The organism is Mesorhizobium subarcticum, assembly GCF_055456085.1.
Map to the genome: position 1 here is coordinate 4,803,738 of NZ_CM144237.1, position 15,161 is coordinate 4,818,898.

A 15,161-nucleotide genomic window follows, 5' to 3' on the forward strand; every position below is an offset into this window, starting at 1 on the left:
ACAAAGGATCGGGGTTCAGGGCGCCGTTGGTATCGTCGAGTGAGTGCTTTGGCTCCTCTGCTGTTCAAACGACGGCGTCTTTGATTGAGACTGTAGGGGATTTTCAGGAAAATGCAGGCTACGACGCATCAGCGTCTTCGTCGCGCTTCCACGCTTACGCTGCTTGCGGCGTCGGCTGCCTTGCTGGCGGCTTGCGCGTCGCAGCCTGAGCCGAAAGCCATGGTAAATTCCAAGCCTCGTTCCAAGGAATATTTCGCCGAAACCGAATATGGGGTGAAGGCCAGCCCGCGCGTCCAATTCATGCGCCGCGGCGGCGGCCGTGACCAGCTCGGCAAGCCCTACCAGGTGCGCGGCAAGTGGTACTATCCGAAGGAAGACAAGAAGGGCTACGCCAAGGTCGGCCTGGCCTCCTGGTATGGCGACGCCTTTCACGGCCGGTTGACCGCCAATGGCGAAGTCTACGACATGACGCATCTGACGGCGGCGCACCCGACCATGCCGCTGCCAAGCTATGCCCGCGTCACCAACCTCGAAACCGGCAGTTCGGTTATCGTGCGCGTCAACGACCGCGGCCCCTATCACGAGGGCCGCATCATCGACGTCTCCGAGCGTGCCGCGCAGATGCTCGACTACGCCAAGGTCGGCACCGCAAAGGTCAAGGTCGAATATGTCGGCCGCGCACCGCTCGACGGCAATGACGATCAATACCTGATGGCCTCCTACCATCCAGGCAACAGGATTCCGGATCCGTCGGATGGCTTGCCAACCGGCGTCATGGTGGCCATGAACGGACCGTCGCCAAGCGTGCCCGTGGGTGCCGCCGCCGTACCGTTCCCAGGCCAACTGACGAATTCGGGGCAAGCGTTCGACGAGCAGCCGTCCCTGTCGGCGCAAACACCCGCATTCGGCAATCTGGCGCTGCCCAATTTCGGGCCGATCGTACCCGAGCGCCCGGCGATCGGCCTGCCGCCGCAGTCGCCCTTCGCCATGGCCTCGCTGAACTATGCGGATGAACGTGTGCGGCGCGCCGATGTTTTTGCCGCGCTGGACGATAGCGGCATGTCGCCCGCCGACATCCTGCGGTCGTGGAAGAAGTCCAGCCCGCAAGCCTCGCCCGCCAACGCCGACTATGTTGCTGCTGGTACGTTTGACAACGCCGCCGAAGCCAAGCGCGTGGCCGCGGCACTTGAGCCCTTTGGCAGAACAGAGATCCAGCGTACCGATCTCGACGGCAATGACTGGTATGCGGTCAACCTCTATCCCAATGGCCATGGCGGCCTGGACGAGTTGCTGCAGGCCGCATGGTCGCATGGCGCACCCGATGCGCTGGCAGTGCGCAACTGAATTACCAACCCGATTTCCGCTGAACAGTTGATCCGTCACAGTTGATCCGTCTTGGAAAAAGCCCGATAGTTTCGCGGGCTTGCCGGAGGGACCGGCCAACGGATTGAATTTCATGCAGTTTCGCTTGCTACAGCCTTTTGCCGGGTTTTTGCTCCTCGGCTTTCTGCTTTCACTCGCTCCAGCCCAAGCGCAGCTTTTCGAGACCAAGGCCACACAGGCCTTCATGATCGATGCCGACACCGGCACGGTGCTGTTCTCGAAAGATGCCGACAAGCCGATCCCGCCGGCCTCGATGGCCAAACTGATGACCATGGAAGTGGTTTTCAACGCGCTGAAATCCGGACGCCTCAAACTCGACGACACGTTCGTGGTGAGCGAAAACGCCTGGCGCAAGGGCGGCGCCCCGTCGGGAACATCGACGATGTTTGCCAAGCTCAAATCGGCGATCCGCCTTGAGGACCTGATCCAGGGCGTGACCGTGCAGGCGGCCAATGACGGCTGCATCGTCATCGCCGAAGGGATGGCCGGGTCCGAGGACAATTTTGCCGCTGAGATGACTGAGCGCGCGCACCAGATCGGCCTCAAGACATCGACCTTCGTCAATTCGACCGGCCTGCCGGCCGACGGCCAGCAGACGACCGTGCGCGAACTGGCGCAACTGGCACTGCATCTGTGGCGCGATTATCCCGACTTCTATCGCTACTACGGCCTGAAGGATTTCACCTGGAACAAGATCTCGCAGAAGAACCGCAACCCGCTGCTGGCGATGGATATCGGCGCCGATGGCCTGGCTGTCGGCGCGAGCGAGGCGTCGGGATTCGGCATCGTCGCTTCGGTCAGCCATGACGGCACGCGGGTGATCATGGCGATGAGCGGGTTGGCCAACGATAAGGAGCGTGCCGAGGAGGCCCGAAAGCTGCTCGACTGGGGCGCGCGCTCCTTCCAGAAGACCGAAATCTTCGCCAAGGACGAGGTGGTCGGCGAGGCGCAGGTTTTTGGCGGTGCGAAATCCGGCGTGACGCTCAAGGCAAATGGGCCGATCGACATCTTCCTGCCGATCACCAACCGTGACAAGCTGACGGCCAGGATCGTCTATACTGGCCCGGTTGCGGCACCCGTGGAGGAGGGCCAGCCGGTGGGGGCGCTGCGCGTCTTCATCGGCGACACACTGAGCCAGGAGACACCGCTTTTCGCCGCTGAATCGATCGGTGTCGGCACACTGCCGCAGCGCGCGCTCGATGCCGTCAAGGAACTGGCGATCGGCTGGCTGCGATAGCGCCGACGGCATGGACGTTTTCCCGAACGCGGACTATCTAGAGCGCAACAATCCACATGGACAAAGGCCCTTTCGATTGGCGCGCGGATTTTTCATCACCTTTGAAGGCGGCGAAGGCGCAGGCAAGTCGACGCAGATCGAGCGGCTGGCGAGGAAGATGCGCGCCAAGAAGTATGATGTCCTGCTGACGCGCGAACCCGGCGGTTCGCCGGGCGCCGAGGCAGTCAGGCATGTGCTGCTCTCGGGCGCGGCGGAGCCATTCGGACCGAAGATGGAGGCGCTGCTCTTCGCTGCCGCCCGTTCCGACCATGTCGAGCAGGTCATCCGGCCGGCGGTCGAGCGCGGCTCCGTCGTGCTGTGCGACCGTTTTCTGGATTCCTCACGTGTCTATCAGGGCGTCACCGGTGGCATCGATCCGGCATTCATGGCGGCGCTCGAAGAGGTTGCCATCAACGGCATGATGCCAGACATGACACTGATCTTCGATATCGATCCGGCCGAGGGCCTCAGGCGCGCGACGCTGCGGCGCGGCAACGACGCCGACGCCGACCGCTTCGAGAAGGAAACGCTCGCCATCCATCAGGCCCGCCGCGAGGCCTTTCTGGCGATCGCCGCGGCCGAGCCGGAACGCTGCATCGTCATCAACGCGTCCGCCGATCCCGATACGGTGGAGCACGTCGTCACCGCGGCCGTGTTCGCGGCATTGGAGGCGAGGGCGCCCGCGCGCAATAGGCAGGCCGCACCGGTATGATCTTCGAACGCATTGCGCCCGAACAGCATGACACGCTGGACGGCGTGCCCGAACCGTCCGAAACGCCGCGTCTGGTCGGGCACGGGCAAGCAGCCGGCATGCTCGCCGCCGCCTATCGGTCGGGAAAGCTGCCACATGCGCTGATCTTTTCCGGACCGGTCGGCATCGGCAAGGCGACGCTGGCTTTCCATCTGGCGCATCACCTGCTGAAGCACCCGGCCTTCGAACAGGCGCCGGAAAGCCTTGCCATGCCCGATCCGGCCTCGCCGCTGTCTCGCCAGATCGCAACCGGAGCGCATCCGGGCGTATTGCATCTGACCCGCCCACTGAACGACAAGACCAAGAGCTTCAAGACCGTGGTCACCGTCGACGAGATCCGCAAGGTCAACCGCTTCCTGTCGCTGACCTCGCATGACGGCAGCTACCGGGTTGTCATCGTCGATCCCGCCGACGACATGAATGCCAATGCCGCCAATGCCTTGCTGAAGAACCTTGAGGAGCCGCCGGCGCGAACGCTGTTCATTCTCATCGTCCATGCGCCGGGCAGCCTGCTGCCGACGATCCGCTCACGCTGCCAGGTGGTGCGCCTGACGCCGCTCGATACCGACGACTTGCTGGCGGTGCTGAAAACCGCCGACCCGCCGCCACCGGACGATCCGGCCGCGCGGGCAGCCCTGGTCGAGCGGGCAGGGGGCAGCGCCCGCAACGCGATCCTGCTGACGCAATATGGCGGGCTGGAGATCGCCCAGACGCTCGATGCGCTGGTGGCGAAGGGAAAGAGCGACGTCAACGGAGCCTATCGGCTGGCGGAAGCCGTTGCCGGGCGCGACCAGGCGATCCAGTTCGATATCTTCAACCGCCGGGCTCTCGACCTCCTGTCGGACGCGGCAAGCGAGGCTGCCCTCGCCGGGGATCTCGCACGGGCCAAAACGCTGTCGGACACTTGGCATGAGGCGCTGGACGCTATATCTGAGACCGACACCTACAATCTCGACAAGAAGCAGCACGCCCTGACCATGATCGACCGCCTGAATTCTGCAATGCGAATGTGACGGTTTCGTCGTGCATGCCGTCGCCCCAAGACCGGGGCCACTTTTGGGCGGCATGCATCAGCACCGGGATGGCAATCGCCATTCCGATGCGATATCCACCGCCACGGCTTCCATTCAGACTTTCATGATGGTTCATTCATGTCACGCGACACATTCTACATCACGACAGCGATTTCCTACCCGAACGGCAAGCCGCATATCGGCCACGCCTACGAGCTGATCGCCACCGACGCGCTCGCACGCTTCCAGCGGCTCGACGGCAAGCAGGTCTTCTTCCTCACCGGTACGGACGAGCACGGCATCAAGATGCTGCAGACGGCCAAGCGCGAAGGCATTTCGGCGCGCGAGCTGGCCGATCGCAACTCGGCCGATTTCAAGCGCATGGCGACCGCGCTCAACGCGTCCAACGACGATTTCATCCGGACCACCGAAGAGCGGCATTACGCGGCCTCGCAGGCGATCTGGAAGGCGATGGACGCGAATGGCGACATCTACAAGGGCGGCTATGCCGGCTGGTACTCGGTGCGCGACGAAGCCTATTACGGCGAGGAGGAGACGGAGGTCCGTCCTGACGATATTCGCTATGGGCCGCAGGGAACGCCGGTCGAATGGGTCGAGGAAGAGAGCTATTTCTTTCGCCTCTCGGCCTATCAGGACAAGCTGATTGCGCTTTATGAAAACCAGCCTGACTTCATCGGTCCGGCCGAGCGCCGCAATGAGGTGATGAGCTTCGTCAAATCCGGACTGAGGGATTTGTCGATCTCGCGCACCACCTTCGACTGGGGTGTGCCGGTGCCGGGCGACGAGAAGCACGTGATGTATGTCTGGGTCGATGCGCTGACAAACTACATCACAGGTGTCGGCTATCCCAATGAAAATGATGAGAAATGGCGTTTCTGGCCAGCCGATGCGCACATCATCGGCAAGGACATTGTGCGCTTCCATGCGGTTTACTGGCCGGCCTTCCTGATGTCGGCCGGCATCCCGCTGCCGAAGCGCGTTTTCGGCCACGGCTTTCTGTTCAACCGCGGCGAGAAGATGTCGAAGTCGGTCGGCAACGTCATCGACCCGTTCACCATGATCGAGCATTACGGTCTCGACCAGGTGCGCTATTTCTTCCTGCGCGAGGTGCCGTTCGGCCAGGACGGCAGCTACAGCCATGAAGCGATCGTCAACCGCACCAATGCCGACCTCGCTAATGGTCTCGGCAATCTGACGCAACGCTCTCTGAAGATGATCGCTGCGAATTGCGGTGGCGTGGTGCCGCAGCGTGGCGGGCTAACCGAAGCCGACAGGGCGATCCTCGACCAGGCGGTGGAAGCGCTTGGCACGGCGCGCAAGGCAATGGCGGAGCAGGGCATCCATCTGGCGTTGGCGGCGATCTTTGGCGTGGCCGCCGAAGCCGATCGTTATTTCACGTCTCAGGAGCCCTGGGCGCTGAAGAAGACCGACCCGGCGCGGATGGAAACGGTGCTGTGGACCACCGCCGAAATCGTTCGTCGCGTCGCACTTCTGAGCCAACCCTACATTCCGGGCTCGGCGACGAAGCTGCTCGACCTGCTGGCGGTGCCGGCGGACAAGCGCGATTTCGTGCATGTCCATGCCGACCATGCGTTGGTTCCCGGCACGGCGTTGCCCGCGCCGGAAGGCGTCTTTCCGCGCTACGTCGAACAGCCGGGCGCGAACGCCTGATGCTTGTCGACAGCCACTGCCATCTGGATTTTCCAGATTTCGCCGAGGAGCGGGCGGCCATTGTCGCCCGCGCCAAAGCGGCCGGCATCGGCCGCATGGTGACGATCTCTACCCGTGTGAAGCGCTTTCAGCAAATCCTTGAAATCGCGGAGACTTTCGACGAGGTCTATTGCTCCGTCGGCACCCATCCGCACAATGCGGCCGAAGAGCTCGACGTCACCACTGCCGAGCTCGTGCGTCTGTCGGCGTACCCCAAGGTGGTGGCGATCGGCGAGGCCGGGCTCGACTATTTCTACGACAAGGCGCCGCGCGAGGCGCAGGCACAGGGCTTTCGCACCCACATTGCCGCTGCTCGCGAGACCGGGCTGCCGCTCGTCATCCATTCACGCGATGCCGATGACGACATGGCCGCCATTCTCGAGGAGGAGACAGGGAAGGGCGCTTTCCCCTTCATCCTGCATTGTTTCTCCTCGGGACGCCGGCTGGCCGAAATCGGCGTCGCGCTCGGCGGCTATGTCTCGTTTTCGGGCATCCTGACGTTCAAGAACTCGCCGGAGCTGCGCGCCATCGCCGCCGAGTTACCGCACGACCGGCTGCTCGTCGAAACCGATGCGCCCTATCTCGCGCCGATCCCGTTTCGCGGCAAGCGCAACGAGCCTGCCTATGTCGCGCACACCGCCAAGGTGCTGGCGGAGACGATCGGCGTCAGCGAGCAGGAAATCGCAACATTGACGACCAACAATTTCTTCCGGCTGTTTGAGAAAATGCCGCGTCCGGATCTACGGAGCGCCTAGAGCATGACTGACCGGCTGCGCCTCACCATTCTCGGCTGCGGCTCGTCGCCAGGCGTACCGCGCATCACTGGTGACTGGGGCAATTGCGATCCGGGCAATCCAAAGAACCGGCGTATGCGCACTGCTGTGCTGGTCGAGCGGATCACGGCGAATGGCGCTCGGACGACAGTCGTCATCGATACCGGACCGGATTTTCGTCAGCAGATGCTGATGGCATCGGTCAGGCGCATTGACGCTGCTGTCTACACGCATCCGCACGCCGACCACATTCACGGCATCGATGATCTGCGCGGCTTCGTCCATGATCAGCGTCACCGGATCGATGTCCATGCCGACGAGCCAACAATGCTGCGGCTGCGCCAGGCGTTCGGCTACTGCTTCGAGACGCCACCAGGCAGTTCCTATCCGCCGATCGTCAGCGCCCATATCATCGACCACGCCACGCCTGTCGTGATCGAAGGAGAGGGGGGTGCCCTCACCTTCGAGCCCTTGCCGCAGATCCATGGCGACATCATTTCGCTCGGCTTCCGCATTGGCGAGCTGGCCTATTGCCCTGATATCAGCGACTTCCCCGACGCCACCGCCGAGCGACTGCGTGACCTTGATGTCCTGATCATCGACGCGCTGCAGTACAAGACGCACCCGAGTCACATATCGCTTGGCCAGGCGCTTGAATGGATCGAACGGCTGGCGCCGAAACACTCTGTCCTGACGCACATGCACGTGCCGTTGGACTACGCTACGGTGATGGCCGAGACGCCGGACAACGTAGTGCCAGCCTATGATGGCATGGTCATCGAAATTCCTTATAAATCAGCGCCATAAACACGTTTTTTCATTTCTCTTTTTTGGTTGGAATATCAGCGGTGTGCCGATGCGCTCGTAGCCCATGCGGGGCGTGCGTCGCCGCCAGCACCCAGCACCTCGATCCAAGCGCCAGATCGTCATGCAGCATTTTGGACATCAGCGACTGGTGCCGCGACGCCGGTGCGAAGGCTCAACATACATCTCCGAAGCAGCCGGTAGCCGAGATCTCCGAACGGCCATGTACGAACACCTCGATCGCCACTTCGATCTCACGCTTTGTTGTCGTCATTCTCGCAGCGTAGCGTTGGCGATCCGCTCAAGGCAACACGCATCGATAGTGCCAAGCCTATGAAAATCAGCGGCAATTTCCATCCGCCGATCAATATGATAGTTCCATAATCTATCTTATGCGACTTTCAGACATGGGTCCGGAGATAGCGAAATGTGTCGTCACGCGTGCTAACCTCCCACCCAATATCATCAGGACCATCAAGCTAATGACCGCATCGTTTCTCGGCTTTCCCGATCGCCTCGCCGATGGCCGCACGCCTCGTGCGGTGATCTTCGGAGCCGGCCACGGCAGCGCCTATCCCGGCAAGGACAGCAGCGGCCATGCCTTGGCAGCCGACGCGATCCGCGCAGCCAGCAAGGATGAGGCTTCGCTCGTCGAGCATTGGGATTTCGATCTCGGCGGGCCGCTGTTCGACGGCAAGCCGATCTCCTGTGTCGACGCCGGCGACATCTTGACCATCCTGCATGACAATGCCGGCAACCGCGACCGGATCGAGGCGAAGACGCGCGAAGTCCTGTCCTTACCGGCCGTGCCGATCCTGCTTGGCGGCGATGATTCCGTCGTCATTCCGTTCCTTGCCGGCTTTGCCGATCACGGACCGGTCTGGATCCTGCAGATCGACGCCCATATCGACTGGCGCGACGAGGTGCACGGCGAACGTTACGGCTATTCGAGCCCGATGCGGCGAGCGAGCGAGATGCCGCATGTCGCCGGCATGGTGCAGGTCGGCCTGCGCAGCGTCGGCAGCGCGCGCCGCGCTGAAATCGAAACGGCGCAGCACTACGGCAGCCGTTTCGTGACCGCGCGCGAGGTTCATGCTCAAGGTGTGGAGGCCGCCCTTCGGCATATTCCGGAAGGCGCACGAGTCGTCGTCACGTTCGACTGCGACAGTCTCGATCCCGGCATCATGCCGGGCGTAGCCGCGCGTACGCCGGGCGGCCTCACCTACACGCAGGTGATCGACCTGATCGCGGGCCTCGGCAAGCGGGCCAGGATCGCGGGATTCGACCTTGTCGAGCTCTATCCCCCCGCCGACATTGACGGCCTGTCAGCGCTGACCGCCGCGCGCCTTCTCGTCAATGTGATCGGCGCCATCGTCCGGCAGGTTTGAGAGCTGGCTTCTCTTTCGGCGGTCAGGTCTGCGCTTGGCCTTTTATGTGGTGCCGGCCGCTGAAACGCGACGATGGACGCCGTCCAGGCTTTCCGCCAACGCATCGAAGACGTTACGGGCCGTGAGTTCGTTCAGGACCTGCTCATTGATGCCGCCACGGGTCGCATAGTCCTGCGCCAGATGGGTGAAGTCCGCATCGGGCGCCGTCTCCGGAGCGTGGCCAAGAGCCGTGAAGAGCGCGGCGATATAATCGCGCCCCTTGGCATCCGGAACGTCATGCGCTTTCAGCCAGCGATGAATCGTATCGAGGTATTTGAAATACGTCGCATAGGTTGCGGTCACGACGCTCAACGCGTCAAATTCTCTGGAACTCTCGACCTCGATCACCTTCCCCAGCCCGGCCAGCAACGCCGCTACGCCCGGATCGGGCGGGTAAACGATCGTCGCCCCGAGCCGCTGGGCGATCATTGGCATAGGTAGCGCTTTCGTCACGCGTTTCGCGGGTGCGGCCAGGCCGACGATTTCCTCCCGCGACAGGGTGGCGATCAGGCTGATGAGATGATGGTCGTGCCGAAACCGCAATTCGGGCAGCACCTGGTGGGCAATCTGCGGCCGGACGGCCAGCATGACGGTGTCGCATTCATCGAGTACCGCCTGATTGTCGGCGGCAACATCCACATTCGGATAGCGGGAAGCGAGATCCGCTGCGATCTCTTCGTTGCGCGGCGACAACACCACCGAGACCGAGTTGCCGGCAACGGATTTGAGCCCGGTGACAATGGCGGCCGTGAGCGCGCCTGTGCCGATGAAGCCAAGTTTCATTTGATGTCCCACGGTTTTCCGTCTGGTCGTCCGCTGGTCACAACGGCCCCTGCTCCAAGCTGATCCGGTAACTCAGCGACCGCTTCGCGCCCGGTTCGATCAGCATCACGCCAGGTTTGTCAGCGAATTCGCCGTCGAAATCGGCCGGGCTTGCCACGCCGTGCCAGGGCTCGAGGCACAGGAACGGCGCGCCGCCCGGCTTGGACCAGATGCCGAGCTCCTCTGCTCCCTGCCATGACATTTCGATCGCCGGACCACGGTCGGCGGCGTAGCGCGCGCTGGTGCTGGCGGGTCGATCCAAGATGACGGCGTCCTCATCGAACAGCCGTTCGGACAGTGCAAGCGTCTTGCCTTTGATCGGCGTCGGCTGCGGTGCTGGCAGCAACAGGCCATCTTTCAAGCGGCGGATCGGTGCCGGCTCATCATTGGCAAAGGTCAGCCGATAGGCCTCCTTGGACAATTCCGGCAGCAATGGCCAGTTGAATGCCGGATGCGCGCCGACCGAGGCCGGTAACGGCTCGTCACCGGTGTTGGTGACCTCCAGGGCCACACCGAGCTGTTGACGGTCCAGTGTGTAGGTCGCGGCAAGGCGAAAGGCGAAGGGGTAGTGCGCGCGCGTGTCGGCATCATCGGTCAGAACCAGCGTACAGGACCGAGGCCCCCTCTCCGCCCAGGCAAAAGGCTTGTCGCGCGCGAAGCCGTGTTGCGTCATTGGATAGGTCTTGCCGCGATGGCGCAGTTGGTCGCCCTTCAGCCGGCCGACGATTGGAAACAGCACCGGCGAATGGCGCCGCCACTCCGGCCCGGCCTGCCACAAGTACTCAAATCCTTGCGCATCCTGCAGCGAGACCAGCTCGGCACCCTGCCCGACTATAACAGCCGAAATGCCGTCGCCATGGAGCGTCTGGCTGTCCTGACCCATATGTCCTCGCGGTTTTGAAGGCTGTTGCGAGGCAGACTAGCAAAGGCTTTTGAGGAACTCAAGCCGTAGTCGGTCCTGGCGGAACGAATTGTGGCCGGAGGATCTCTCCTCCGGCCACCTCTCCGCATCAAGGGCGAGAACCCCACCCTTGCCCACAGCGGATAGTCGTTACTCCCGCTCTCCGGTGAAGTTCAGCAGCAGCTGGAAGATGTTGATGAAGTTCAGATAGAGCGAGAAGGCGCCGAAGACGGCCAGTTTCTGCCGCGATTCCGCGTCGAAATTCTCGGCATACTGTTCCTTGATCGTCTGCGTGTCCCAGGCGGTCAGGCCGATGAAGACGGCAATGCCGATCACCGAAATGGCGAACTGCAGCGCCGTCGAGCCGAGGAAGATGTTGACGATGCTGGCGATCACCACGCCGATCAGGCCCATGATCAGGAACGACGAAAACTGCGTCAGGTCGCGCTTCGTCGTGTAGCCATAGAGGCTGGTGGCGCCGAACATGGTGGCCGCGATGAAGAAGGTGCGCGCGATGCTGGTGCCGGTGAAGACCAGGAACACGGAGGCGAGCGACAGGCCCATCACCGCGCAGAAGGCCCAGAACATCGCCTGGGCGCTGGCCGCCGACATGGTCTGCATCTTGAACGAGAACAGCAGGACGAAGGCGAGCGGCGCCAGCATCACCACATATTTCAGCGGGCTGGAGAAGATCGGCACGTAAAGCGCCGGTGTCGATGACACCAGGAAGGCGACCAGGCCGGTGACCACAAGGCCAAGGCCCATGTAATTGTAGACGCGCAGCATGTGCTGGCGCAGGCCCTCGTCAAAGACGGCTCCGGTCTGGGCGCCGGTGCCAACGCGATATCCCAGATTGGGCGTGTTCATTTGCAGTCTCCTTTATGGATCGGTCAGTAAAGCGTCTTGGCGAGTGTCTCGGCGGCGCGGTCGAGGTCATGGACCCCGCTCTTGCCGACCACCGCATAGGCGACCTCGCCGATCTGGAAATAGGCAGAGGAAATATCGCCCGAGGGTGCGACGGTCGGCTTGACCACATCGAAGGTTCCCGGCCGGATCGCAAACAGCGACACCAGCCCCATATCCTTGGTGTCGACAGCCATCTCGACGCTCGGGCCGAAGCGCGAGGGATAGATCTGCACGTCGCGCACCTTCCAGTCCTTGGGCAGCGACGGCATGACGATCGCGGTCGCCGCACGGATCTCGCTGGCATTGTAATTGGGCGCTTCCGGCTGCGAGGGCATGGTTTCGCGCACCAACGTCGTTCTGTGCGCGCGCACCGCCTCGTCGACATAGGCCGGCGGCTGCGGTGAAGCGACGACCTTGGTCACCGACATCGGCCCGATGATACCATTCGCCAGCCAGCCGGCGGCAACGAAGGCGGCAACCGCGGCAGCGCGCTGTAACACGCCGAAGATGCGGCCCCGCGCCAGCCCCCTCTCCAGCCGTCGCGCCGCGTCAGCGGTCGCCGGTCGCGCCATGCCTTTGGAGCCAGCAAGCGCCACGCGCAGTTCGTCCCGGGTCCGCAGATCCGACATCACGCGCGCGGCGGTCTCTGGACGGGTCGACAGGAATGCCTCGACCTCGATGCGGCGGGTGACATCCAGCTGGTCGTCGACATAGGCGTCGAGGTCGGTGTCGGTCACCGGGTCGACAAGAGCGCTCATGGCTCACCTCCCACAATCCTGAGATGATTTTTTCCGCGCCCCGGGGCGGCGTCTTCCATCTGGCGCAAGGCGGCGCGTGCCCTACCGATGCGCGACATCAGCGTGCCCAGCGGCACGCCGGTGGCATTGGCCGCCTGTTGATAGGAAAGCCCTTCGATGGCGACCAGATGCAGCGCCGAACGCTGTTCTTCCGGCAGTTTGAAGAAGGCGTCCCGCACCTGCGCCAGGCGCACCGAATGCTCCTGTGGCGCCGGCGTGCTGGCATCGGCAAGGTATCCGGCCTGTTCGACGCGCGCCGCTTCCGAGCGGCGCGAGCGCATGCGGTCGACAAACGCGTTGTGAACGATAGACAGCAGCCAGGCCCGCAGGTTTCCGCCCGAGCGGAAGGTGCCGCGCCGCTCATAGGCGCGCACCAGCGCATCATGCACGAGATCCTCGGCGTCCGCACTGTCGCGCGTCAGCGACTGTGCGTAGCGGCGCAGCGATCCGAGCTGTCCTATGATGTCAAAGCGTGGCATCGACCGTTTCATGTCCTGTTTACGGAGCATGTGGGGATTTTAATCCCGGCGATGCGATTTTTTCTTTGGCGGGTTCGCCGAAGGGGCCGGGTTTGCCAGTACCCTCCCCAAGCTTGGTTTTCAGGGGCGAAGTGTTTTCGACGGTTTGGGAGTTGTTACGCCGCAGGCGCGCAGAACCCATCTGCCGCCGTCGCTGCGAAAATCGGTGATGCTGAGCGGTTCGATATCGATCTTCCAACTGGCGGCAAGCGGCGCGCCGAGGACGTGCAGGATCGCTGTGCGAATGATGCTGGCATGGGTCACGGTGATTGTGTGACCACGCTCCGCCATTAACCGGTCCATCAAGTCGGAGGTCCGGCGAGCAACCTCGGCCAGCGACTCGCCGCCATGCGGGGCCGCATTGGGGTCGGTAAGCCAGGCGGCTATGCCCTCGGGCTGCTCCGCCTGGACTTCCTCAAAACTCCGGCCGGCCCAGCGGCCGTGATCCTGGTCCGCCAGAAGCGGTTGGACCGATGCTTCGAGCGCTAGCGCCTCGGAGGTCTGGCGGGCGCGAAGTGCTGGCGCTGTCCACACGCGGTCGGCGCGGCGCAGCGTTCCGCGCATCGCCTTCGCCAGTGCCAGCGATCGCGGCTCCAGCGGCTCGTCCCCCGGGAACGCACCCTTCCGGGTCGCGGCCGTGGCACCGTTGCAGATCATCGTCAGCCGTACCAGCATGAAGCAGTCATCCCTAAGCCGCCTTCAAAGCGGTGCATATGCTGTGATTAGAATAGCGGCTATCGTTTCGATCGAAAGGCCTTGGGCACCGCCTTCTGTTTCGCACAACTAAAAGCGCTGGTGCATCACGTCCGATTTGCGTATCACTCCGCCGCGCCAACGGAACCATAGCGATGTTTGAAGACCTGCAGCCAGCTCCCGCCGACAAGATTCTGGCATTGATCGGTCTCTATCGCGCCGATCCACGCCCCAACAAGGTCGATCTCGGCGTCGGCGTGTACAAGGATCGCGACGGCAAGACGCCGGTCATGCGCGCCGTGCGCGAAGCCGAAAAGCGGCTGCTCAATAGCCAGGACACCAAGACCTATCTCGGACTTGCCGGCGACACCGGCTTCAACACGGTGATGGCCAAGCTCGCCTTCGGCCCCGGCGCTGATATGACGCGCATCCGGGCAGCACAAGCGCCCGGCGGCTCCGGCGCGTTGCGGCTGGTGGCGGAGTTGCTGAAGCGGACGCGTTCGGACGCGACCGTCGTCTGGCTGTCGGACCCGACCTGGCCGAACCACATGCCAGTGATGCGCGCCGCCGGCCTGCAGATCCGCGAGTACCCCTATTTTGATGCGGCATCGGGTGCGGTTCGTTTCGACGACATGCTGGCCGCGTTGCGCACGGCCAGCAGCGGCGACGTGGTGCTGCTGCATGGCTGCTGCCACAACCCGACCGGCGCGAACCTGGATGCGGCTCAGTGGGAGGCCGTCACCGATCTGGTCGTCGAGCGCGGCCTGCTGCCATTTGTCGACATCGCCTATCAAGGCTTTGGCGACGGCCTCGAGGCCGACGCCCTTGGCCTGCGGCTGCTGGCGGCCAAAGTTCCGGAAATGGTCGTTGCGTCGAGCTGCTCGAAAAATTTTGCTGTCTACCGCGATCGTGTCGGTGCGGCGATGGTCGTGGCCAGGGACGGCGCGCAAGCTGATGTGGCGATGAGCCAGATGCTGTCAGCGGCGCGCGCCATGTATTCGATGCCGCCAGACCATGGGGCTGCCGCCGTGCGCATCGTGCTGGAAGACGACGTCTTGCGTGCGGACTGGGAAGCCGAGCTGGAAGAGATGCGCCTGCGCATGCTGAGGCTTCGCGTGGCTTTCGCCGAGGCACTGCGCCGGCAGTCCAACTCCGACCGCTTCGATTTCGTCGCCAGCCATCGCGGCATGTTCTCGCGGCTTGGCCTCACGGAAGCACAGGTCGAGCGGCTGCGTGCTGAACATGGCGTCTACATGGTCGGCGACAGCCGCATCAACGTCGCCGGACTGCCCGAGGACGGCATGGATGACCTCGCCAAGGCGATCGTTTCCGTACTCGACTGAAGCGGTTCACCTGTGGACAAGGC

General features: G+C 63.1%; 15 protein-coding genes. 9 read left to right on the top strand and 6 right to left on the bottom strand.

Annotated elements, in window-relative coordinates; all coding sequences use genetic code 11:
* Nucleotides 1-111 precede the first annotated feature (111 nt).
* The 8 genes from ACZYHG_RS23325 (at nt 112) to ACZYHG_RS23360 (ending at nt 9,119) form a co-directional block, all read left to right on the top strand.
* Nucleotides 112-1,344, top strand: a complete 1,233-nt coding sequence (locus ACZYHG_RS23325; RefSeq protein ID WP_464610568.1) for a septal ring lytic transglycosylase RlpA family protein — start codon at nt 112-114, stop codon at nt 1,342-1,344.
* A 112-nt stretch (nt 1,345-1,456) separates the two neighbouring features.
* Nucleotides 1,457-2,620, top strand: coding sequence for a D-alanyl-D-alanine carboxypeptidase family protein (locus ACZYHG_RS23330; protein ID WP_464610569.1), 1,164 nt, complete (start codon nt 1,457-1,459; stop codon nt 2,618-2,620).
* Between the two features lie 76 nt (nt 2,621-2,696).
* Nucleotides 2,697-3,371, top strand: coding sequence for a dTMP kinase (gene tmk / locus ACZYHG_RS23335; RefSeq protein WP_464610570.1), 675 nt, complete (start codon nt 2,697-2,699; stop codon nt 3,369-3,371).
* Nucleotides 3,368-4,423 carry a DNA polymerase III subunit delta' gene (locus ACZYHG_RS23340; protein WP_464610571.1) on the top strand — a complete coding sequence of 352 codons (1,056 nt, stop codon included), beginning with the start codon at nt 3,368-3,370 and terminating at the stop codon, nt 4,421-4,423. Before tmk ends, ACZYHG_RS23340 begins: the two co-directional genes overlap by 4 nt.
* 138 nt (nt 4,424-4,561) lie before the next feature.
* Nucleotides 4,562-6,115, top strand: coding sequence for a methionine--tRNA ligase (metG, locus tag ACZYHG_RS23345; RefSeq protein ID WP_464610572.1), 1,554 nt, complete (start codon nt 4,562-4,564; stop codon nt 6,113-6,115).
* Nucleotides 6,115-6,909: a TatD family hydrolase gene (locus tag ACZYHG_RS23350; RefSeq protein WP_464610573.1), complete on the top strand. Its 795-nt coding sequence runs from the start codon at nt 6,115-6,117 to the stop codon at nt 6,907-6,909. The genes metG and ACZYHG_RS23350 overlap by 1 nt, the downstream gene beginning before the upstream one ends.
* A 3-nt stretch (nt 6,910-6,912) precedes the next feature.
* Entirely contained in the window at nt 6,913-7,734 is an 822-nt protein-coding gene (locus ACZYHG_RS23355) for an MBL fold metallo-hydrolase (protein WP_464610574.1), read from the top strand.
* 479 nt (nt 7,735-8,213) lie between these two features.
* A complete protein-coding gene (locus ACZYHG_RS23360; protein ID WP_464610575.1) occupies nt 8,214-9,119 on the top strand; it encodes an agmatinase in 906 nt (301 codons plus the stop codon).
* Between the two features lie 42 nt (nt 9,120-9,161).
* On the opposite strand, the gene ACZYHG_RS23365 is transcribed toward ACZYHG_RS23360, so the two are convergent.
* The 6 genes from ACZYHG_RS23365 to ACZYHG_RS23390 all read right to left on the bottom strand — a co-directional run bounded on the left by ACZYHG_RS23365 (nt 9,162) and on the right by ACZYHG_RS23390 (nt 13,777).
* Entirely contained in the window at nt 9,162-9,941 is a 780-nt protein-coding gene (locus tag ACZYHG_RS23365; protein WP_464610576.1) for a pyrroline-5-carboxylate reductase, read from the bottom strand.
* A 37-nt stretch (nt 9,942-9,978) separates the two neighbouring features.
* Nucleotides 9,979-10,863, bottom strand: a complete 885-nt coding sequence (locus tag ACZYHG_RS23370) for an aldose 1-epimerase family protein (RefSeq protein ID WP_464610577.1) — start codon at nt 10,861-10,863, stop codon at nt 9,979-9,981.
* Nucleotides 10,864-11,031: 168 nt separating this feature from the next.
* Complete coding sequence (locus ACZYHG_RS23375) at nt 11,032-11,748, bottom strand: Bax inhibitor-1/YccA family protein (RefSeq protein WP_027028926.1); 717 nt, start codon at nt 11,746-11,748, stop codon at nt 11,032-11,034.
* A gap of 23 nt (nt 11,749-11,771) precedes the next feature.
* The gene (locus ACZYHG_RS23380) at nt 11,772-12,545 is read right to left on the bottom strand and encodes an anti-sigma factor family protein (RefSeq protein WP_464610578.1); all 774 of its coding nucleotides are present in this window, start codon (nt 12,543-12,545) and stop codon (nt 11,772-11,774) included.
* Nucleotides 12,542-13,075: a sigma-70 family RNA polymerase sigma factor gene (locus tag ACZYHG_RS23385; protein WP_464614772.1), complete on the bottom strand. Its 534-nt coding sequence runs from the start codon at nt 13,073-13,075 to the stop codon at nt 12,542-12,544. Before ACZYHG_RS23385 ends, ACZYHG_RS23380 begins: the two co-directional genes overlap by 4 nt.
* A gap of 108 nt (nt 13,076-13,183) precedes the next feature.
* Nucleotides 13,184-13,777 carry a histidine phosphatase family protein gene (locus tag ACZYHG_RS23390; RefSeq protein WP_464610579.1) on the bottom strand — a complete coding sequence of 198 codons (594 nt, stop codon included), beginning with the start codon at nt 13,775-13,777 and terminating at the stop codon, nt 13,184-13,186.
* A gap of 173 nt (nt 13,778-13,950) precedes the next feature.
* Between ACZYHG_RS23390 and ACZYHG_RS23395 the strand changes: the two genes are divergently transcribed.
* On the top strand, nt 13,951-15,138 hold the full coding sequence (locus tag ACZYHG_RS23395; RefSeq protein ID WP_464610580.1) for an amino acid aminotransferase: 1,188 nt from the start codon (nt 13,951-13,953) through the stop codon (nt 15,136-15,138).
* The last annotated feature ends 23 nt before the right edge of the window (nt 15,139-15,161 follow it).

Bases quoted from the DNA above. Each gene is read 5' to 3' on its own strand.
- ACZYHG_RS23385 (WP_464614772.1), bottom strand. From the start codon at position 13,075: ATGAAACGGTCGATGCCACGCTTTGACATCATAGGACAGCTCGGATCG.
- ACZYHG_RS23395 (WP_464610580.1), top strand. From the start codon at position 13,951: ATGTTTGAAGACCTGCAGCCAGCTCCCGCCGACAAGATTCTGGCATTG.
- ACZYHG_RS23325 (WP_464610568.1), top strand. From the start codon at position 112: ATGCAGGCTACGACGCATCAGCGTCTTCGTCGCGCTTCCACGCTTACG.
- ACZYHG_RS23365 (WP_464610576.1), bottom strand. From the start codon at position 9,941: ATGAAACTTGGCTTCATCGGCACAGGCGCGCTCACGGCCGCCATTGTC.
- ACZYHG_RS23380 (WP_464610578.1), bottom strand. From the start codon at position 12,545: ATGAGCGCTCTTGTCGACCCGGTGACCGACACCGACCTCGACGCCTAT.
- ACZYHG_RS23370 (WP_464610577.1), bottom strand. From the start codon at position 10,863: ATGGGTCAGGACAGCCAGACGCTCCATGGCGACGGCATTTCGGCTGTT.
- ACZYHG_RS23350 (WP_464610573.1), top strand. From the start codon at position 6,115: ATGCTTGTCGACAGCCACTGCCATCTGGATTTTCCAGATTTCGCCGAG.
- ACZYHG_RS23340 (WP_464610571.1), top strand. From the start codon at position 3,368: ATGATCTTCGAACGCATTGCGCCCGAACAGCATGACACGCTGGACGGC.
- ACZYHG_RS23375 (WP_027028926.1), bottom strand. From the start codon at position 11,748: ATGAACACGCCCAATCTGGGATATCGCGTTGGCACCGGCGCCCAGACC.
- ACZYHG_RS23390 (WP_464610579.1), bottom strand. From the start codon at position 13,777: ATGCTGGTACGGCTGACGATGATCTGCAACGGTGCCACGGCCGCGACC.
- ACZYHG_RS23355 (WP_464610574.1), top strand. From the start codon at position 6,913: ATGACTGACCGGCTGCGCCTCACCATTCTCGGCTGCGGCTCGTCGCCA.
- ACZYHG_RS23330 (WP_464610569.1), top strand. From the start codon at position 1,457: ATGCAGTTTCGCTTGCTACAGCCTTTTGCCGGGTTTTTGCTCCTCGGC.
- ACZYHG_RS23360 (WP_464610575.1), top strand. From the start codon at position 8,214: ATGACCGCATCGTTTCTCGGCTTTCCCGATCGCCTCGCCGATGGCCGC.
- metG (WP_464610572.1), top strand. From the start codon at position 4,562: ATGTCACGCGACACATTCTACATCACGACAGCGATTTCCTACCCGAAC.